Below are 19,768 nucleotides of genomic sequence, written 5' to 3' on the forward strand. Positions count from 1 at the left end.
AGGGCTGAGGCCAGGCAACCGGTCTCGTCGGACCGAGGAGGGGTCTTGGCAATGTCTCCAGTGGCAGCGAGGCCTTCGGACCACCCGGCCGGTGGCATCCGGATGGTCGTCGGCGTCCTCCTCGTGGTGAACCTCCTGGTGCTGGCCTTCACCGTGGCGATCCTGCGGTGGCACCTTCACCGAGCGGAGGAGGATGCCGGCCGCACCGCCCAGAACCTGACCCAGGTGCTGGATCGCCAGCTGTCGGGCGACCTCCAGCGGATCGATCTGGCCCTCTTCGCCCTCCGGGGCGAGATGACCCGCCAGATGAGCACCGGGGGCATCCGGGACGCGGAACTGAACGCCTACATCGCCCGCCTCTTCACCCAGTTCCCGGAGCTGAGTTCCATCCGGACCGCGAATGCCGACGGACGCATCGACCACGGCATCGGCGTCCAGCCCGGCAGCGCCTTCAGCGTGGCGGACCGGGCCTACTTCGCCGAGGCCCAGCGGAACCCCAAGGCGGGCCTGCTGATCTCCGAGCCCGTGGTGGGGCGCATCAGCGGGCAGTGGGTGCTCATCTTCGCCCGGCGCGTCGAGCGTCCCGATGGCGGGTTCGCCGGCGTAGCCTACGCGGCCACCACCCTCGACCAGTTCACCCAGTCGATGTCGCGCATGGACCTCGGCCCCCACGGCACCGTGACCCTGCGGGGCGGACAGCTGGACATCTATGCCAAATACCCCGTGAACAAGGCCCTGGGAGAGGTGGTGGGGCGGCGGGACATCTCCCCCACCTTCCAGGCTCTGTTCCAGCAGGGACGCACCTCGGCCGTGTACAAGGCCCGGGGCGGTGTCGATGGCGTGGAACGGACCTTCGCCTTCGCCAAAATCGGGCAGCACCCGCTGTACCTCCATGTGGGGCTGGGCTCCGAGGACTACCTGACCCGGTGGCGGACCGTGTCGCGCTGGAGCTGGAGCCTCGCGGGGCTCTTCACCCTGCTCACTTCGGGCCTGGCCTGGCTGCTGCACCGGGCCTGGAAGCGGGAGCGGGAGCGGGCCCGGGAGGAGGTCCAGGAGCTGCGGGGCCTGCTGCCCATCTGTGCCAGCTGCAAGAAGATCCGGGATGACGAGGGGTACTGGAACCAGATCGAATCCTACGTGCAGGCCCACTCCGCGGCCACGTTCACCCATGGCATCTGTCCTGACTGCGTGACGAAGATGTATCCCGACCTGCCCGTGCGCCACCGTCCGAGGAGCTGACCTGTCGGGGAACCCATCGAACCAGTCTGGTCGATGGCCCTCAGTCCCGCAGGCTCTTGGCCTGCCGGTCGGCGTCCGCCTGCAGGGCGTTCGCCTGTTGGATGCCCTCGAGATCTTGAAGTCGAAGGGCCTCCGAAAGCCTGTTCCACGCCTGCTCACGGGTCTCGGCATAGCGCTCGATCCGGGAGAGCAGCCTGGCCTGGATCTCGGGGAGCCCATGGACGCCCTCGAGCCGCAGGCGCGCCGAGTGCCAGGGCCGGATCACTTCCGTTTCAACGAGATGGGCGAATTCCGCATCCGAGAGGGCATTCGACCTCGCCTTCTGGAGCGCCAGGTTGTAGCTGGCCTGTACCTTGATTTCAGTTTCCGAAAACCGGGCGAGCTCCCGCTGAAGGTCCACCGTCTTCGGGCGCAGGGCCGCCGCGAGGGCCAGGATGGCAAGCCCGAAGGCCAGCACCTGGAGGTTGATCCGGGGCCTGGCTTCAGGGCCATGCACGCGGAATCGCGTCGCCATCACGAACCCACAGGCCAGCCCCCCCAGCAGACCACCCAGGTGGCCCGCCATGTCCAGCTCACGGTGGGTCAGCCCCCAGACCAGGTTGTAACCCAGGAACATCAAGGCGTTCTTTTTGAGATTCTTCGCCACGTCCTCGGGGATGTCCCGGGATCCCGCCAGCAGGTACCCGATGAGGCAGCCATAAAGCCCGAAGATCGCGCCCGACGCGCCCGCCGACACGACGAAGGGATTCCACCACATGGAGGCGATGCTGCCCGCGAGGCCGGCCAGGAGATAGACCGCGGCGAATCCGGCGGCGCCGATGAGACGCTCGATGAAGCGCCCGATGTCCCAGAGGACGTACATGTTGAAGAGGAGGTGGATGAGGCCGATGTGCAGGAAGGTGCAGGTGAACAGACGCCACCACTGGCCCGAGGTGGTGGCCGATCCAAGGTTCGCGCCCCATGTCAGGAGGTCCGGCACGCCCGGCTTGAGGAAATGGACCCCGGTCAGCAGCATCGCAAGATAGATGGCGACGTTCGCGCAGATGATGCCCATGGTCAGCGTGGGGAAGGGCGCCTTCGTCGCCAGCTGGTCCTGGAACTGGGCCAGCCGGGCCTGGGAACCATCGGGATCCTGGTTGGGATCAGGCCAGAGGTACTCGCACTTCGGGCAGATTTGGGCCCAGTGCTCCTGGACGAACCCGCAGGCAGGACAGGTCTTGGTGACAGGCTCCGGGCCCGCGGCGGCGATGGGGCGAAGCGGTGGTTCGGGGGCGGGGGCATCCATGGCAGGGCTTCTCCAACGTCGATTCACCGGGGTGGTGAAGGTCTCCTACCAGGGGATCCGCTCGCCATCCCGCCAGAAGCCGCCCGTGAGCCCGGGATCGGCCTGGAGCGCCAGCCACAGGATGCTGTCGGCGCCCTGCTGGAGGCTGCGGGGCGCCTCGGGGCCACCGAGGTCCGTACGCACCCAGCCCGGGCAGACGGCGTTGACCGCGATGCCCTGGGGCCTGAGCGCCTCCGAGAGTTGGACCGTGACGGCATTGAGGGCGGTCTTCGAGATGCAGTAGGCGGGGGCCCAGGTGGCGGGCGTCGAGAGCTGGCCGCCCCCGCTGCTGACATTCACGATGCGGCCGTCCTTGGGCATGAGGGGAGCCAGGGCCTGGATTAGGCGCAGGGGGCCCATGGTGTTCGTTTCGAGGGTGCGGTTCAGAAGCTCGACCTCGAGGGCCAGCGCATCGCCCATGCGGTCGAGCAGGATGCCCGCGTTGTTCACCAGCACCTCCAGGCGGCCGTGGCGCGCGCGGATGGAAGCCGCCGCAGCGCGGATGGAGGCGGGATCGGAGACATCCAACGGCAGCACTTCCACGCCCGGCAGGGGGTTCATGCTTGCCGGGTTCCGCACGCCGGCAAGGACCGTGAAGCCCTCCGCCCCGAGGCGGCGGGCCACCTCCCGGCCCAGGCCGCGGGAGGCTCCGGTGACGAGGGCGATGGGCTGAGTCATGGAATGATGATGCCATGTCGAAAGCGCCCTCCACCAACGCCACCCGGATCCTGAAGCAGGCCGGCCTCGCCTATACGGAGCACCTCTACCGTTACGAGGACAAGGGCGGCACGGCCGTGAGTGCCCGGGAACTGGGCGTGCCGGAACACGCCGTCATCAAGACGCTGGTGATGGAGGATGAAAAGGGGGCGCCGCTGATCATCCTCATGCACGGCGACCGCGAGGTGAGCACCAAGGAGCTGGCCCGCCAGATCGGCGCCAGGAGCGTGCAGCCCTGCAAGCCCGAGGTCGCGAACCGGCACAGCGGCTACCTGGTCGGCGGCACCAGCCCCCTCGGCCTGAAGAAGGCCATGCCCGTCCATGCCGAGGCCACCATCTTCGAGCTCGACCGCATCTACCTCAACGGCGGCAGCCGGGGGTTTCTGGTGGGGCTGGAGCCAAAGGACCTGGAGCGTGTGTTGAGTCTGAGGCGAGTTCACGTGGCACTTACTTGAAATCTGGCGCACTGAACCTACTGGTAGCTTTTGCTGTGTTCGCGACGGATCGGCTTGAGGTTCTGTTCCAGCCAGGAGACAGCATGTTCAGACTCGTTCAGGTGCTTGGACTCACGCTCACCTTGCCCCTCGTCGCGCAAGCGCCAGAGCCCGCCAAGCCTCGACTTCCCGAAGGGATCCAGAACGGGACCTTCCAAAAGGATGCGGTCGGACAGCCTCCTTCTGATTGGTTTGTGCCCAAGGTAAGTCGGGAGCTCGGATTCAAAGCGGAGACTTCAGAAGATGCTCAACTGCCCGGGAGGCGATGCGCCAAGCTCGTTTTCACGGGTGGAAACAAGCCCACCTGGCGTGATTTTGGGAATCTCATGCAATCGATTGATGCCAAGCCCTACCGAGGCAAACGCATCCGATTGAAGACCCAGCTCCGCCTGGGGGCGCTCGATCCCGATAGGCCGAGTCCAATCCAGATGTGGTTCCGAGTGGACCGGGTGGGCCAGAAGATGGGCTTCTTCGACAACATGGACAGCCGGCCGGTGCTTGCTGCGGCGTGGACACCTGCGGAGATCATTGGTGATGTGGCCCAAGATGCCGAGGCGCTAGCCCTGGGAGTCATGCTTCCACACGGGGGCCTGCAGGCCTGGATTGGCCCCGTGACCCTTGAGATCCTGGGTGATACACCCATTTTGAGGGCGGAAGGACCGAAGGTGCTCTCTCCTCGGGGAATGGAGAACCTGGGAGCCCTGGCGGTCGTCCTGAACCGGGTGCGCTACTTCCACCCCAGCGACGAAGCGGCCAAGGCGGACTGGAATCGTCTGGCCTCCGAGGGGGTGAAGGCCGTGGAAGGGGCTGCCACCCCCAAGGCGTTGGCGTTGCGGCTCCAGCGTTTCTTTGCGCCCCTGGCTCCGGGCGCCCGGTTCATGGTGGGGGGGAAGGCCCCGGTGGCTGCCCCCGTCCCTGCAGACGCGGTGTTGGCGGTGCGCTGGAACCATTTGGGGCTGGGGCAGAACAACGCGAACATCTACAAGAGCCTCCGGGAATACGCGCCCATCACCGACTGGAAGTCCAAGGGCTGGCGGGATCCAGCCTCACCCGAAACCGTGCAGCTGGCGGGGGGCGTCCAAGCCGTCCTCCCCACCGTTTGTGTTGCGAACGAAGCCAAACACACCCTGCCCAGGACCGCCCCCGTGGTGGATTCTCTGCCTGCGGGCCTGCCTGAACCCACTACCGGGTTCTTCAGCACGGCGGATGATCGCGCCACGCGCCTCGGAGACGTCATCCTGGCCTGGGGCGTGTTCCAGCACTTCTATCCCTATTTCGACGTGGTGAAAACGGACTGGCCGCGGGAACTGACCAAGGCGCTGCATGCCGCGGCCTTGGACAAGGATGCCAGCGCGTTCACCCACACCTTGAAGCGGATGACCGCGACGCTGAAGGATGGTCATGTCTGGGTGTCTGCCTCCGACCAAGACGATCCTTCCGTCCCGGCGCTCGGCTTGGTGGTCATCGACGGCCTTCCCGTGATCCGGTCCGCTGAAGGAACCGCGAAACACCTGCCCCTGGGAAGCCGCATCCTGTCCGTAGATGGCGAACCTTCAGGAAAACGGCTTGCGCGGATGAAGGAGGAAATCTCTGCCGCTGGTGAGGGCTGGATGAACCATCGCCTCGCAAGTGAATTCCTCGCTGGCGAAACGGGAACCCGAGTGAGACTGACCTATGTCACCGCCACAGGGTTCCCCGGCCAGGCGACCGTGGTGCGGGATGCGAAGTATTGGCTTCTGGAGAATGGACAACCCGCAACCAAGGTGGGGGAACTCAGGCCCGGCATCTGGTATCTCGATCTGAATCGAATTTCGGAGAAGGAATTCGAGGCGGCGCTACCCAACCTGGCGCAGGCCAAGGGCGTGGTCTTCGACCTGCGGGGCTATCCGAAAATGGGGCCCGCGTTCCTTCAGCACCTGACCGACAAACCCCTGGAAAGCGCCCGTTGGAACAAGCCTCAGATCACCCAGCCCGACGGGAAGGGCTGGACCTGGGATTCCTCGGGTCGCTGGAATCTGGAACCACTGGCTCCCCGCATTCAGGGCAAGGTGGCCTTTCTCACGGGCGGCGGCGCCATCAGCTATGCCGAGTCCTGCCTGGGCATCGTCGAAGCGTACAAGCTGGCGGAGATTGTGGGGGAGCCCACGGCGGGCACGAATGGCAATGTAAATCCCTTCTCCCTGCCTGGTGGTTTCACCATTTCCTGGACCGGCATGAAAGTGCTGAAGCACGATGGGTCGACCCACCATGGGGTTGGCATCCAGCCCACCCTGCCCGTGCGGCCCACCGTCCAGGGGCTTGCTCAGGGAAGGGATGAGGTTCTGGAAAAGGGCCTCGAGCAGGTATCCAGGTAGGCACTTGGTAAACAGGCGGTCGAGGCAGGGGCCATTGTTGACCTCATTGGTGCTCGCACCGTGCAACGCCAGGAACCACAGCTCAGATGACGCCATCGTGCTTTCCAAGCGGAGTTGCCCGACGAGTAAATCCTGAGTAACGGGCCCGACTTCCAGCATGGATGTTTGCACATGGGTGGCTTGTTGGGTGTAGGATGACCTCCCTTCTCAGGAGATCACCATGAAAATGACGGTTCTTTCCATCCTGCTCGCCCTGCCGCTGGCGGCCCAGGCCCCGGCACCCAAGGCCCCCGTGCCCGCCCCCGCCGCCGAGCCCGCCGTCGGCGCGGCCATGGACGGCACCTACCAGTGGGTGCCCATGCAGTTCATCGGCGCCGCCGAGGCCATGCCCGAGGACAAGTTCGACTGGGCCCCCAGCCAGGGCGAGTTCAAGGGGGTGAAGACCTTCGCCCAGCAGATCAAGCATGTCTCCGCCGTGAACTTCGCCATGGGCGCCATGATCCTGGGTGAGAAGCCCCCGGCGGAGGTGGGGGATATGGAGATGGGCCCCGACAGCCTCAAGACCAAGGCCGAGATCGTGAAGTACATGAAGGATTCCTTCGCCTACGCCCGGAAGGCCATCCAGAGCATCACGGCCCAGAACGGCAGCCGGCCCATCAAGAACCCCTTCGGCCAGGGGCCTGACTTCACGGCCATCGGCATGGCCACGCTTCTGGCCTTCCACGGCATGGACCACTATGGCCAGATGGTGGAGTACCTCCGCATGAACGGCATCGTGCCGCCCGCCAGCCGTCCGAGGCCCAAGTCCTGAGATTTCCCGGCCTCAACCAAACGGCGGTTGGTGTCTCTTGCTAGGCCCCATCCTGCTCGTACGCCCGTTTCAGCCAAGGTAGCGCGGCCTTCAGATCCGCTTCCGAGGCGAGTTCGAGCTTGTGGGTGATGCGGTCCTTCTTGGCGAAGCCGCCGGTGTCCTTCAGCCGGCCGCCGGGGTCTTTCACCTCTGCGGGATCGCCCAGGGCGAGGCCCAGGTCCAGCCGCGATGCGAAGGGCTTCACCTCGGCGAAGACGTGGTTCCGGTAGAAGGGGACGATGGTCTCGCAGGGGCAGATCTTCACGTCGGAGCCCAGGCCGCGCGCGTGGGCCACGATCTGCTCGAAGAGGGGGCGCAGGAGGGCCTTCTTCCCGCCGTACTGCGTATCGACATAGCCCGGTGCCGCGGCCAGGTAGCCCTCCGGCGAGTCGTCGAAGGCATGGCCCGGGGCGGCCCCGGCCCGCTGCAGGACGAACCCCGCCTGGTTGGTGCCCAGGCCGCGGGCCTTCAGCCAGCCCTTGGGGTCGGCCGGCTGTTCACGGCGAAGCAGGGTCACCCACTCCTCCAGGGTATGCCCGGTCTTGGTCTTGAAGTTGGCGAGGATGGCCTGGACATAGGCCACGCTGGGGTGGACGTCGTAGGGGGCCAGGTGGGTGGTTTTCGCCATGGGCAGGACTCCGGGGCCGGTGTAGCTGTGATGACCGTCATCGATTGTCCGCGATCTCCCGGGCCTCGTGCTACCTTCCCTCCCAACCAATCCCATCTCACCACCCGCATCCCGTTCTCGGAGCCCTCCATGAGCGAAGTGGAAATCAGCATTACCCAGCAGAAGACCATCCAGGCGCTGCAGAAGGGCGAGGCCCCCATTCCCATGAAGGGCTGGCTGGCCAAGCAGGCGGCCATCAACTACGAGGTGGAACGCGCCCTGGCCGAGGACGATCCCGCCGCCTTCTGGGCGGAGAAGGCCAAGGCCCTCGACTGGGCCGAGCCCTGGACGAAGGTCTTCGAGTTCAATCCGCCCAACCACGCCTGGTTCCTGGGCGGCAAGCTCAACGCCACGGTGAACTGCATCGACCGCCACGTCCACAGCGACCGGCGCAACAAGGCGGCCCTGCTGTGGGTGGGCGAGGACGGCGACGAGCGCTCCTACACCTACAACCGCCTCTACCGCGAGATGAACCGCTTCGCCAACACCCTGAAGCGCCTAGGCGTGAAGAAGGGCGACCGCGTCATCCTCTACATGCCGCTCACGCCGGAAGGCATCATCTCCATGCTGGCCTGCGCCCGCATCGGCGCCATCCACAGCGTGGTCTATGCGGGCATGGGCGCCCTGGCCCTCCGCACCCGCATCGAGGATGCCGGCGCCAAGGTGGTCGTCTGCTCCGATTTTACCTACCGCCGCGGGAAGGCCATCGCCCTGAAGCCCATCGTGGACGAGGCCGTGCGCGACCTGACTTCGGTGGACCACGTCATCGTCCACCGGCGCGGGTCCCGTCCCGGCGACGCGCCCGTCACCTTCGCCAGCGAGCGGGAGAAGGACTTCTACGACATCCAGCAGGGCCGCGACATCCACTGCGATCCCGAGATGGTGGACGCAGAGCACCCGCTGTTCATCCTCTACACCAGCGGGACCACCGGCAAGCCCAAGGGCGTGGTGCATGCCACGGGCGGGTACCTGGTGGGCGTGAACTACCTGAGCAAGGCCTTCTACCAGATCCAGGAGCGCGACATCTACTGGAGCACTTCGGACATCGGCTGGGTGGTGGGCCACAGCTTCATCGTCTACGGCCCCATGAGCATCGGCGCTACCGTGCTTTGCCGCGAGGGCGCGCCTGACTACCCGAGCCCCGATGTTACCTGGGAGATCTGCGAGCGCTTCGGCGTCAACGTGATGTTCACAGCCCCCACGGCCGTGCGCATGTGGATGAGCCACGGCGCCGAGGCCCCCGGGAAGTTCGACCTCAGCCGCCTGCGCCTCATGGCCTGCGCCGGGGAGCCCCTCAATCCCGAGGCCCACCGCTGGGCCCAGCAGCACCTCGTGGGCCAGGGCAACGGCCAGGTGGTGGACAACTGGTGGCAGACGGAGATCGCCGGTCCGGTCATCGGCACCTTGCCCACCTTCGAAGTGCGGCCCGGCAAGGCCGGCAAGGCCATGCCCGGAGCCCAACTGGCGGTGGTGAACAAGGACGGCTCGCCCGTGCCCGACGGCCAGGGCGGCCTGCTGGTCATCAAGTTCCCGCTGCCTTACATGCTGCGGACCGTGTGGAACGACCACAAGCGCTACGAGGACTACTGGAAGGAGATCCCCGGCTACTACACCGTGGGCGACGTGGCGGTCCGCGATGCCGACGGCTACATCGCCGTGCTGGGCCGGTCCGATGACGTGCTCAACGTTGCCGGCCACCGCATCGGCACCGCCGATGTCGAGGGTTCCCTCATTCGCCACCCGGCCGTGGCCGAGAGCGCCGTGGTGGGCATTCCCGATCCCATCAAGGGGGAGAACATCAAGGCCTTCGTGGTCGTGCGGGCGGGGGTCGCCACGGGACCCGGCCTCATCGCCAGCCTGAAGGACCACGTCCGCGAGGACCTGGGCGGCATCGCCGTGCCCTCTGACATCGAGCTCCGGGCCAGCCTCCCCAAGACCCGCTCCGGCAAGATCCTCCGCCGGGCCCTCAAGGCTGAGGCCCTGGGTCAGGATCCGGGGGACCTCAGCACCCTCGCGGATTGACCGCATCTGGGTGTCCCATTCCGGCGTAATGCTCCATGATCGAAGGTCGATCCTGGAGTCCCCATGCTGCCGCCCTGGAACCACCTCCACCCGGCCATCGTCCACTTCCCCATCGCCCTGCTCACGGTGGCCCCCCTGCTGGTGCTGCTCGGGCTGCTGTGGCCGGCCCAGCGGCGGGGCATCCACGCTGCGGCCCTGGTCCTGCTGGTGCTCGGCTTCGGCGGGCTGATGCTGGCCCTGGCCAGTGGTGACGCGGTGGAGCGGTACGCCCGCGCCACCCCGGCCCTCATGGCCGGGCTGCGCGACCACGAGCTCGCCGCGCAGAAGGCCACCCTGATCTTCGGGCTGCTGGGCGGGGGCTTCGCGGTGCTCTGGGTGCTGCCCCTGGCGCGCAGGCGCGAACTGGCCCGCCACATCGAACTCAGCCTGCTGGTCTTCTGGCTGTTCCTCGCGGCGGGCGCTGTCCTCGCCCTGGCCCGCGCCGGCCACCTCGGCGGACACCTGGTCCACGACCTGCACACCCACGCGGCCCCCGAGCCTCCGGTGAGCTGATCCCGCAGCATCTGCCCACCGCAGCGGCGCACCCGCTACCATCTCCCATGCCGTCTCGCCGCCTTCTGGTCCTCATCCTGCTCGGGTTCGCCTCGGGGCTGCCCCTGTTCCTGACGGGGTCGACCCTGAAGTTGTGGCTGACGGACGAGGGGCTGAGCCTTGGCACCATCGGGCTCTTCAGCTTCGTGACCCTGCCCTACAGCCTGAAGGTGTTCTGGGCGCCCTTCCTGGACCGCTACGCCCTGCCAGGGCTGGGTCGACGGAGAGGCTGGATGCTGCTCATGCAGGTCGGCATGGCTGTGGCCCTGTTCCTCCTGGCCCGGTCACAACCCCGCCTGGACCTCTACCGCGTGGCCGTACTCGCCCTGGCGGTGGCCGTCACCAGTGCCACCTTCGACATCGCCGTGGACGCCTGGCGGGCGGAAGCCCTGGAACAGAAATTCCTGGGCCTGGGCAACAGCATCCACATCACGGCCTACCGCGTGGCCATGCTGGTGAGCGGCGGGTTGGCGATGAGCCTGGCCCAGTTTTTCGGGTGGCGGACCAGCTACCTGCTGATGGCTTTCCTGACCTGTCTCGGGATGGCGGGCACTTGGCTGGCGGTCAATACAGATGCCGTGGCCCATGCGCCCCGCACCCTGCAGGAGGCGGTCGTGGGGCCCATGAAGGATCTGCTCCGGCGCCGGGGCATCTGGCTGCTCCTGGCCTTCACGGTGTTCTACAAGCTGGGGGACTGGCTGGCCGAGGCCATGACCATGCCCTTCCTGCTGCGGGGCATGGGCTTCACGAAGCTGCAGATCGGCACCGTGCAGAAGACCACGGCCATGGTGGCCATCATCCTGGGGGGGCTGATCGGCGGCTGGATGCTCATGCGCATGAGCCTCAGAAAGGCGCTGTGGATCTGCGGGTTCGTGCAGGCTGGCAGCATCCTCGGCTTCTGGGCCATCTCCCTGCTGGGCCGGCACCTGCCCCTGCTCGTGGCGGCGAACACTCTGGAGAACCTGGCCTATGGCATGGGCGGTAGCGCCCTGGTCGCCCTGCTCATGGGCAGCTGCAACCGCACCTATACCGGCACCCAGTACGCCCTGTTCAGTGCGCTGACGGCGCTGCCCCGGACGCTCTTCGCAGGGATGACGGGCTTCATGGCGGACTGGTACGGCTGGAAGCTCTACTTCCCCGTCTGCGCGGCGGCGGCCATCCCTGGCTTGCTGTTGCTGCTGCTCTGGGACCGCTGGGGGCTCCCCGAAGCGCCCGAGTCGTGACAAAGTCGCTTAGAGTGCCTAACAAACCCCGACGAGGCCGCGATGAAGCCAGGCAGGATGCACCCCAAGGAAGGGCCCGCGGGGCAACGTGGTTCGTTGTTCAAGGGACCTGACGCCGCGGGGCGCCTGCCTGGCTTCATCCCTCCGGGCGAGGGGCGGCGGGCGTCGCGATGCAGCGTCACGCTCGTCGCGCGTAGTACCCGCTACGCTTCGACTCGCGTTCCTCGCCTCGCTCGCCCGGCGACCCTCGCGCGACCACGTGGGGGTTTGTTACGCACTCTATACTCCGGAGGTTCCGTGATCCGTCCGCTGCTCTGCCTGACCGCCCTGTCCCTGCTTGCCCAGGGCCCGCCCCCCGTCAAGAAGCCGGTGGCCGAGTTGCCCACGGCGCCTCCCATCAGCTCGAATCCCATCAAGGAGCTGGTCCGGGCGGACCTGGGCGAAGCGGAGACCGGCACGCCCGAGGCGCTGACCGCCTCGCTCTACGCGTTCATCTCCGGCCCGAAGGACCAGAAGCGCAGCATCGAGAAGATCCGCGCCCTGTTCCACCTCCAGGCCCGCCTGGCGGTGGCGGCCAAGCACCCCGAGAAGGGCGCCTTCATGCGCCCCATGGATCTGGAGGCCTTCCTGGCCTTCGCGATTCCCCAGTGGGAGAAGGGTTTCTACGAGAAGGGCACGGCGGTGACCGTCACGAAGCAGGAGGGCATCGCCCAGGTCTGGTCGCCCTACGAGATCCGCCTGGAGGCGGACGGCCCCGCGCTCTACACGGGCACCAACGCCCTGCAGTGCGTCTTCGACGGCAAGCGCTGGTGGATCATGCACCTCGCCTTCCAGAGCGCCCCCACCGAGGCCCTCGCGGCCACGCTGGACGCACCCAGGAAGCCCGCAGCGGACCAGCCGAAGAAGTAGGCCCTCACCTCGCCAGGGGCCGGTTGGTCCGCCGCCAGGCCTTCATGCCGCCCCGCATCACGTAGAGCCAGGTGAAGCCCCGCTGGGTCAGCAGGTCGAAGGCCTGATGGGCCAGTTCGTCGGTCTCATCCACCAGGACCAGGGCCCGACGGGCCTTGGGATCCGGGGCTGTGAACCGCTGCGGGAACTCCGCGAAGGGCACGTGCAGGCAGCCGCGGATGTGTCCCGTCCGGAAGTCCTCGGCACTCCGCAGGTCCACCACCAGGGCGCCGGATCCCGTGACCAGTTCCTCCACCTGCACTGGATCCAGGACCGGGCGCCCCTTCCCCCGGCGCCGGGAGGCGATCCGGGGCAGGACCACCAGGAAGAGGATCAGGAGGCAGAGGGCTGCCAGCAGGATCCCAGGCAGGTGGGGATGGGCATTCAGCCAGCCTTCCAGGGTCGTGGGTGCGAGCGCGGTGCCGAACATGGATCCCCCGGGTATGGATGCCCTGCCGGGATGATGCCCCCGGCTCAGAACCCAGGCAAGCCCAGGGCGGCCGCCAGGGCGCGGAAGGCGTCGGGGATGGGGGCCTCCGCATCGATCCGGGCCCCGGTCAGGGGGTGGTCCACGGACAGCTTCCAGGCGTGGAGGGCCGGGTGGGGCAGCAGCAGCGGCTGGCCGTCCACGTCCTTCCACTTGCCGGGGCCGCCGTAGAGGGGATCGCCCATGAGCGGCGCCCGCAGGTGGGCGAGGTGGACGCGGATCTGGTGTGTGCGGCCCGTGAGCAGCTCGCACTCCACCAGGGCGGCGCTGGTGGTGCGGGCGAGAACGCGGATGCGGGTCTGGGCGGAGCGCCCGCCCGCGGCCACCACCATGCGCAGGCGGTCCCGCTTGTGGCGGGCGATGGGCTCGTCGATGAGCAGGCTGCCCAGCTGGGGCAGCTTGGGCGAGTGGCGCACGATGGCCAGGTAGCGCTTCTCCACGGTGCGGGCCTTGAACTGGTCCTGGATGGCGCGCTGGGCCTCGGCGGTCTTGGCGAGGCAGAGGCAGCCCGTGGTGTAGCGGTCCAGGCGGTGCACCAGGCCCGGCCAGCCGGTGGAGAGTTCCTCCGTGTCCTCGCTGGGCTCGTCCTCTTCAACGACCTCGACCACCACGGGTGCCTTGAGGCGGTGCAGCAGCGCGTTCACCACGGTGCCACCCTGGTGGCCAGGGCCTGGATGCACGACCATGCCCGCGGGCTTGTTGACGATCCACAGCTGGTTGTCCTCAAAGAGCGACGGCAGGTCAATGTCCTCGGCTTCCAGGTGGGCCGCGGGAGGCGCCACCGCGGGGAGCTCGGTCTCCACCACGTCGCCCGGGCGCAGCTTCACGCCGCCCTTGGTCACCGCCACGCCGTTCACCTTGATCTCGCCCGTGCGGACGTGGACATCCCAGCGGGCGCGGGGGATCTCGGGATGGCGATCCGCGAGGAAGCGATCCAGGCGGGGGGCGCCTTCTTCGGCGATCAATTTCACTTCGTCTCCTTACGCCGGCTCCAGACCAACCAGAGGCCCAGTCCCAGCAACATGAATGCAATGCCCGTGAGGCGCCCGGTGCTCAGCCAGACCCAGCCCAGCCAGCCGGTGCCGCGATCCACATCGCCCCGCCAGGTCTCGGTGATGACGCGGCCCAGGCCCTCCACCAGGAAGTAGAGGGCGAAGATCTGGCCCTGGAAGGCCCGCTTGGGCCTGGCCAGCAGCAGGACAGCCATCACGGCCAGGTTGGCCAGTGAGTTGTAGAGCTGCACGGGATGGAGCGGGATGCCCAGGGGCGTGCCGCTGAAGGCGTGGGCGATGGGGTCCGTGAAGGTGGTGGCCCAGGAGGCGTGGCTCTCGGTGCCGTAGCAGCAGCCGGCAGAGAAGCAGCCCAGGCGGCCGATGGCCTGGCCCAGGGCCACGCCGGGCACCAGGGCGTCGCCCGTGATCCGCAGGGGCAGGCCCTGGCCCTTGCGCAGCTTCCAGAAGAACACCGCCGTGGCGGCGATGATGCCCCCGTGGATGGCGCCGCCCGCCCGCAGGGTGGCGAAGGAGAACACCTCCCGCAGGGGCGCGCCGCCGATCAGGTCCACCACGATCATCAGGAGCTTGGAGCCCAGGATGGCGGAGATGAGCATGGCGATGGCGAGATCCGTGATGGCCGCGGGGGCCAGGCCATCGAGCTTGGCCTGCCGCTTGGCGAGGCCCGCGCCGGCGAAGAAGGCGATGGCCAGCAGCAGCCCGTAGGTGCCCAGGGGGAACGAGCCGATCTCGAAGAGGACAGGATGCATGGTTCGGATTCCGGGGGGAGATTGGAAACGGAGGACGGTAGGCTGATGGCTGACGAGGAGGCCCCCATGTCCCGGACCGTGACGACCCTGACCGCGCAGGATCTGGCCGAACGTCTGGGTGGCGTCCTGGAGCATTGTCCCCCGGAACGCCCCATTTCCGAAGTGAAGCCCCTGGAGGAGGCAGGGGCGGGCTCGGTGTCCTTCCTGGCCAACCCCAAATATGCGGGCAAAGCCAAGGACAGCGCCGCGGGCCTGATCTTCGTGGACGCCACCGTGGAGCTTGGCGGCCGCCCCGTGCTGCGCGTGAAGCATCCCTACTGGGCCTTTGCCCAGGCCATCGGCTGGCTGCACCCGGAACCGGCGCCGGAATGGAGTCACGCGCCGGTCAATCCCACGGCGCAGGTGGGGGAGGGCAGCCGCATCGCGCCGGGCGCCACGGTGGGGGCCCGCACGGTGCTGGGGAAGGGCTGCGTCATCCACCCGGGCGCCCACATCGGCGACGACTGTGTGCTGGGAGAGGGCTGCGAGCTGTTCCCGGGCGCCGTGCTCTACCGCCGCACCCGGCTGGGGAACCGCGTGGCCGTGCACGCCAACTCTGTGGTGGGCAGCGACGGCTACGGCTACGTGCTGGCGGAGGGCCGCCACGCCAAGATCCCGCAGGTGGGCTGGGTGGAGGTGGGCGACGACGTGGAGATCGGCGCCTGCGTCTGCATCGACCGCGGCGTGCTGGGGCCCACCCGCATTGGGACCGGCACGAAGATCGACAACCAGGTGCAGGTGGGCCACAACGTGCAGGTGGGGAGCCACTGCCTGCTGGTGAGCCAGACCGGCATCAGCGGCTCGACGAAGCTCGGGGACTACGTGACGCTGGCCGGCAAGGTCGGCGTGGTGGGCCACATCGAGATCGGCAGCCGCAGCGTGGTGGGCGGCAACAGCGTGGTGGCCAAGAGCCTGCCCGAGGGCAGCTTCGTCACCGGCTTCCCGGCCCGCCCCCACAAGGAATGGACCGAGGCCCAGGCCGCCCTGAACCGGCTGCCGCGGCTGATGAAACAGCTTCGGAGAGGCTGACCGCAAAAAGGCTGGAACCGCGAATGTCGCGAATGAACGCAAATAAGGCAGGAACTCCGATCTTCCGCTTTCTATTCGCGCGCCCGAAGGGCCATTCGCGCCATTCGCGGTTGGGTGTTTTTTCAATTTCGCGGTTTCTGGTTACTCGCCCAGGCAGCTCCGGATTTTCTGGATGAGGTCGCCCGGGTTGTAGGGCTTCTGCAGGAACTGGATGGGGGCGAAGCGCTGGAGGTTGCCCGCCACGTCTGAGCTGCTGTAGCCGCTGGAGAGCAGGACGGGCACGGCAGTCCCCGGTCCGCCTCCGGAGCGCAGCTCCGCGAGGACCTCGTCCCCGCCCAGGATGGGCATGGTGAGGTCGAGCACCACGGCGCGGATGTCGGTGGCCCGGTCGCGGTAGGCCCTGAGGCCGTCGCGGCCATTGGTGGCGACCTCGACCTGGAAGCCGCAGCGCTCCAGGGTGGCGGCGGCGACGCTGCGCACGGTCTCCTCGTCATCCACGACGAGGATGGTCCCCTGGCTCGAATAGGACAGGGAGGGGCGGTCCTGCCAGAGGTCCTGGCCATGGGTCCCTTCGGAGCGGGGGAAGAGCAGTCGGAAGGTCGTGCCCTGGCCGGGCTCGCTGAGCACCTGGATGGCGCCCTGGTGGCCATGCATGATGCCGAGGACGGCGGCCAGCCCGAGTCCGCGCCCGGTGAACTTGGTGGTGAAGAAGGGATCGAAGATCCGCCCGAGGGTGTCGTGGGCCATCCCGGAGCCGGTGTCCTTCACTTCCAGGAAGACCGACTCCCCCTCCGGCGGCGTACCCGCCAGGCAGGGGGTGAGGGGTCCGGTGGGCATGGCGCCCACGGTGATGGTGATCCGGCCGGTCCGCTCGTCCAGGGCATCCGAGGCGTTGGTGATGAGGTTCATGATCACCTGCCGGATCTGGGTGGCGTCCCCGTCGATCAGGGGCAGGTCGGGGGCATAGCGGTGCTCGAGGACGGCCTTCTTGGAGATCACGGTCTCCAGCAGGCTCTCCATCTCGTCCACCAGGCGCGACAGTGAGAGGGGCTCGACCAGGAACTTGCCACGGCCGGAGTAGGCCAGCAGCTGGTTGGTCAGTTCCGCGGCCCGGGTGGCGGCCAGCTCGATCTGGTGCAGGCGTCGCCGCAGGGGGCTGTCGACCTGGAGGTCCATGAGGGCCAGGCCCGCGTGGCCCATGATGCCCATCAGCAGGTTGTTGAAATCGTGGGCGATGCCGCCCGCCAGCACGCCCAGGCTCTCGAGCTTCTGCGCCTGCTGCACCTTGGCTTCCATGATCTGGCGGTCCAGCTCCACCTGGCGCCGCTCGGTGATGTCCCGGGCGTTGACGACGATCCCGTGCACGCCGGGCACCTCCAGGGCGTTGTGCGCCACGGCCTCCATGAGCCTCGGCGTGCCGTCCTTGTGCAGGATGCGGATCTCCAGGGTCCTGGAGGCCCCGGGGTTCTGGAGCAGTTCGGCCAGCACGCCGGCGAAGACCGCAAGGTCCTCGGGGTGGACCAACTCGATGGCCGGGGTCCCGATCCGCTCCCCGGGTCGGTAGCCCAGGATCTTCGAGGCGGAGGGGCTGCTGTAGGCGACCCGCCCCGACTGGTCGAGAATCACGACCAGGTCCAGCGCATGTTCGATGATGGCCCGCATGCGGGACTCGCTGGCCTTCAGCTCCAGCTCCATCCGGTGGCGGTAGAGGGCCATCTCGATGGTCGAATGGAGGGTCCGCTCATCGTAGGGCTTGAGGAGGTAGCCGTAGGGGCCGCTCTCCTTGGCCCGGGTGAGCGTCGTCTCGTCCGCGAAGGCGGTGAGGTACACCACGGGCAGGCCCAGGTCCTGCATGTGGTGGGCGGCCTCGATGCCATCCATCCCGGCCCCGAGCGAGATGTCCATGAGCACCAGGGAGGGTCTCGTGCTCGCCGCCATGGCCACCGCCTCTTCGCCGGTGGAGGCCAGTCCGGACACGCCGTAGCCCAGGTCCTGGAGGTGCAGACGGAGGTCCATGGCCACGATGGCCTCGTCTTCGACGATCAGGATCCGGGGTTGGCTCATGGGTGGCGGCTGGGGGGGAAGCTCAGGAGGAAGGAGGCACCCCGGCGCCGTTCGAGCTCCAGGGTTCCCCCCAGCTGATCGGTCAGGGCCCGGACCAACTGGAATCCCAGGCCGCCGCTGTCCAGATCCACGGATTCCGGCAGGCCCTGTCCCGAGTCGGCCACGCGGAGCGTGACCCGGCCCTGGGCGTCCGGTTCGATCTGGATGTCCAGGCTGCCGCCCTGTCCAACCGGAAATGCGTGCTGGAGGGCATTGGCCACCAGCTCGTTCAGGATCAGCCCGAGCGGGACCGGGGCGTCCGGTCCGAGCTCCACGCTGGCCACCTGCACCCGCAGGTCGATGAGGGCGGGCACGCTGGCGTAGCTCCGGACCAGGCGTTCCGCCAGGGTCTGCACGTAGCCGGGCAGGTCGAGCTGAGAGAAATCGGGGGCGTGCTTGAGCTTCTGGTGGATGAGGGCGATGGCCTGGACGCGCTCCTGGGCCTCCTGGAGGGCCAGGTGGACCGCCGGATCCTCCTGCGTGGAGGCCTGCAGCCGCAGCAGGCTGGAGACCACCTGGAGGTTGTTCTTCACCCGGTGGTGGATCTCGCGCAGCAGGAGGTCCTTCTCCCTCAGGGTGGCCCGGAGGGCGTTCTCCTCGGCGTGCTTGTGGGCGTGGATGTCGAACAGGAAGCCCATGACCCGCCCCTGTCCCCGCCTGGATTCCAGGCCGCCCGCCACCCGCACCCAGTGCTCGCCGCCCGCGGGGCTCCGCAGCCTGAATTCGAGCTGGCGATCCCCCTCGGGACGGCTGATCTCCAGGAGGAACCTAAGGAAGGCGAGCTGATCCTCAGGATCGATCACCTCGCCCCAGAAGGGCTGCTTCAGCCACTGTTCCGGCGGCCAGCTGAAGTGGGTTTCGACGGCGCTGCCCAGGTAGCTGCAGCGTCCCGTGTTGAGGTCCATCTCCCAGGGGATGGCCCCGGTGACCTCCATGAGCTGGTTCAGGTGGCGGCTCCGGCGGTCGCGGATGCCCAGCGCCGCCCGCTGCGCATCCATGGCGGAGCCCAGGAACATGGCCATCCCGAACAGGACGCCGAGGAAGGACTGGATCCCCAGCTGCGCCTCCACAGGCAGGTCATTCCGCAGGATGAGAATGATCAAGGCCAGGCCCAGGATCGGGAAACCCAGGCTGGCGGCGCGGAGTCCCCCCCGCACCACCAGCCAGGTCATGGGCAGGAAGAGCAGGTACTTCAGGTGCAGGGTGCCGGGTTCGCTGAACCGCACCACCAGGACCGTGATCAGGAACAGGCCGAGGGCCTGGGCCAGGAACTCCAGGGGCCGGAGGGCCGGAGCGAGGGGCTTGAGCCGGGCACTCCCGAGGTTCAGCCAGGGCCGCACCCACAGGAGCAGGGCGGGCCCCAGGGTGAGCACCCCGAGGGCGTCGCTCAGGAGCAGAATCCGCACGCCATTCGCGAGGTGGATGCCCTGGAGGAGGCCCAGGCTGCGCAGCAGGGCGTACACGGGCAGGGAGGCCAGCAGGGGGCCGAAGAAGACGAGAAGCAGGAAGCCGCCCACATCCTGGGTGCGATGGAGGCGGATCGACAGCCGCGCCTTGCGGAAGGCCAGGACGGCCAGGGCGTGGCCGCCGGCATAGAGACCCGACACGGCCAGGATGGTCCAGGGCCCCATTCCCATGGGGCGGAGCCACAGGTCCACGGGCAGCGGCGCCAGGATGACCGCGGGCAGGACCTTCGGCCCGTAGGCCAGCAGCAGCGCGACGCTCAGCGCCGCCGGGAGGTACCAGACCGAGACCCCGTCCTTCGTGCTCAGGGCGGAGGCCACCAGGTGCAGCAGGATGAAGGCGGCCCAGTAGCCGGCCAGCACGGTCATCAGACCCGGTCGTCGGCCCCGGACCCCGGACTGGGCCGAGAAGGCTTCTGTCACGGAAGAGGGTTGAAGGGTGGTTTCAGTCACGGC

Annotated in this window: 17 protein-coding genes; 9 read left to right on the forward strand and 8 right to left on the reverse strand. The window is 67.8% G+C overall.

Annotated features, from left to right (window positions below; translation table 11 throughout):
• The first annotated feature begins 45 nt into the window (after positions 1 to 45).
• Positions 46 to 1,239, forward strand: a complete 1,194-nt coding sequence (locus QOZ81_RS04405; RefSeq protein WP_291201058.1) for a hypothetical protein — start codon at positions 46 to 48, stop codon at positions 1,237 to 1,239.
• A 40-nt stretch (positions 1,240 to 1,279) separates the two neighbouring features.
• On the opposite strand, the gene QOZ81_RS04410 is transcribed toward QOZ81_RS04405, so the two are convergent.
• Entirely contained in the window at positions 1,280 to 2,524 is a 1,245-nt protein-coding gene (locus tag QOZ81_RS04410; RefSeq protein WP_291201008.1) for a rhomboid family intramembrane serine protease, read from the reverse strand.
• 45 nt (positions 2,525 to 2,569) lie between these two features.
• Positions 2,570 to 3,241 carry an SDR family NAD(P)-dependent oxidoreductase gene (locus QOZ81_RS04415; RefSeq protein ID WP_291201005.1) on the reverse strand — a complete coding sequence of 224 codons (672 nt, stop codon included), beginning with the start codon at positions 3,239 to 3,241 and terminating at the stop codon, positions 2,570 to 2,572.
• Between the two features lie 14 nt (positions 3,242 to 3,255).
• On the opposite strand from QOZ81_RS04415, the gene QOZ81_RS04420 reads away from it, so the two are divergent.
• The 3 genes from QOZ81_RS04420 (at position 3,256) to QOZ81_RS04430 (ending at position 6,939) form a co-directional block, all read left to right on the forward strand.
• On the forward strand, positions 3,256 to 3,735 hold the full coding sequence (locus QOZ81_RS04420; RefSeq protein ID WP_291201002.1) for an aminoacyl-tRNA deacylase: 480 nt from the start codon (positions 3,256 to 3,258) through the stop codon (positions 3,733 to 3,735).
• Between the two features lie 35 nt (positions 3,736 to 3,770).
• Positions 3,771 to 6,128: a S41 family peptidase gene (locus QOZ81_RS04425; protein WP_291200999.1), complete on the forward strand. Its 2,358-nt coding sequence runs from the start codon at positions 3,771 to 3,773 to the stop codon at positions 6,126 to 6,128.
• A 220-nt stretch (positions 6,129 to 6,348) separates the two neighbouring features.
• Positions 6,349 to 6,939, forward strand: coding sequence for a DinB family protein (locus QOZ81_RS04430; protein WP_291200996.1), 591 nt, complete (start codon positions 6,349 to 6,351; stop codon positions 6,937 to 6,939).
• A gap of 40 nt (positions 6,940 to 6,979) precedes the next feature.
• On the opposite strand, the gene QOZ81_RS04435 is transcribed toward QOZ81_RS04430, so the two are convergent.
• The gene (locus QOZ81_RS04435; RefSeq protein ID WP_291200993.1) at positions 6,980 to 7,606 is read right to left on the reverse strand and encodes a DUF5655 domain-containing protein; all 627 of its coding nucleotides are present in this window, start codon (positions 7,604 to 7,606) and stop codon (positions 6,980 to 6,982) included.
• A gap of 129 nt (positions 7,607 to 7,735) precedes the next feature.
• On the opposite strand from QOZ81_RS04435, the gene acs reads away from it, so the two are divergent.
• The 4 genes from acs to QOZ81_RS04455 all read left to right on the forward strand — a co-directional run bounded on the left by acs (position 7,736) and on the right by QOZ81_RS04455 (position 12,390).
• Complete coding sequence (acs, locus tag QOZ81_RS04440; protein WP_291200990.1) at positions 7,736 to 9,667, forward strand: acetate--CoA ligase; 1,932 nt, start codon at positions 7,736 to 7,738, stop codon at positions 9,665 to 9,667.
• 63 nt (positions 9,668 to 9,730) lie between these two features.
• The gene (locus tag QOZ81_RS04445; protein WP_291200987.1) at positions 9,731 to 10,219 is read left to right on the forward strand and encodes a DUF2231 domain-containing protein; all 489 of its coding nucleotides are present in this window, start codon (positions 9,731 to 9,733) and stop codon (positions 10,217 to 10,219) included.
• A gap of 47 nt (positions 10,220 to 10,266) precedes the next feature.
• Positions 10,267 to 11,481, forward strand: coding sequence for an AmpG family muropeptide MFS transporter (locus tag QOZ81_RS04450; RefSeq protein WP_291200984.1), 1,215 nt, complete (start codon positions 10,267 to 10,269; stop codon positions 11,479 to 11,481).
• 297 nt (positions 11,482 to 11,778) lie between these two features.
• A complete protein-coding gene (locus QOZ81_RS04455) occupies positions 11,779 to 12,390 on the forward strand; it encodes a hypothetical protein (RefSeq protein WP_291200981.1) in 612 nt (203 codons plus the stop codon).
• A gap of 4 nt (positions 12,391 to 12,394) precedes the next feature.
• Here QOZ81_RS04455 and QOZ81_RS04460 read toward each other — a convergent pair whose 3' ends face one another.
• From QOZ81_RS04460 to QOZ81_RS04470, 3 genes are read right to left on the reverse strand one after another with little or no spacing between them, the layout of a single operon-like run.
• Positions 12,395 to 12,859, reverse strand: coding sequence for a rhodanese-like domain-containing protein (locus QOZ81_RS04460; protein WP_291200978.1), 465 nt, complete (start codon positions 12,857 to 12,859; stop codon positions 12,395 to 12,397).
• 44 nt (positions 12,860 to 12,903) lie between these two features.
• Complete coding sequence (locus QOZ81_RS04465) at positions 12,904 to 13,887, reverse strand: RluA family pseudouridine synthase (protein ID WP_291200975.1); 984 nt, start codon at positions 13,885 to 13,887, stop codon at positions 12,904 to 12,906.
• Positions 13,884 to 14,678 (reverse strand): prolipoprotein diacylglyceryl transferase, encoded by a 795-nt coding sequence (locus QOZ81_RS04470; protein ID WP_291200972.1) that lies wholly within the window; start codon positions 14,676 to 14,678, stop codon positions 13,884 to 13,886. The genes QOZ81_RS04465 and QOZ81_RS04470 overlap by 4 nt, the downstream gene beginning before the upstream one ends.
• A 66-nt stretch (positions 14,679 to 14,744) precedes the next feature.
• Between QOZ81_RS04470 and lpxD the strand changes: the two genes are divergently transcribed.
• Positions 14,745 to 15,746, forward strand: a complete 1,002-nt coding sequence (gene lpxD / locus QOZ81_RS04475) for a UDP-3-O-(3-hydroxymyristoyl)glucosamine N-acyltransferase (protein ID WP_291200969.1) — start codon at positions 14,745 to 14,747, stop codon at positions 15,744 to 15,746.
• 141 nt (positions 15,747 to 15,887) lie between these two features.
• On the opposite strand, the gene QOZ81_RS04480 is transcribed toward lpxD, so the two are convergent.
• Together QOZ81_RS04480 and QOZ81_RS04485 are read right to left on the reverse strand one after the other, a co-directional pair.
• Positions 15,888 to 17,810: an ATP-binding response regulator gene (locus QOZ81_RS04480; RefSeq protein ID WP_291200966.1), complete on the reverse strand. Its 1,923-nt coding sequence runs from the start codon at positions 17,808 to 17,810 to the stop codon at positions 15,888 to 15,890.
• Entirely contained in the window at positions 17,807 to 19,765 is a 1,959-nt protein-coding gene (locus QOZ81_RS04485) for a sensor histidine kinase (protein ID WP_291200963.1), read from the reverse strand. The genes QOZ81_RS04480 and QOZ81_RS04485 overlap by 4 nt, the downstream gene beginning before the upstream one ends.
• Positions 19,766 to 19,768 lie beyond the last annotated feature (3 nt).

Source organism: Geothrix sp., assembly GCF_030219325.1.
GTDB lineage: Bacteria > Acidobacteriota > Holophagae > Holophagales > Holophagaceae > Geothrix.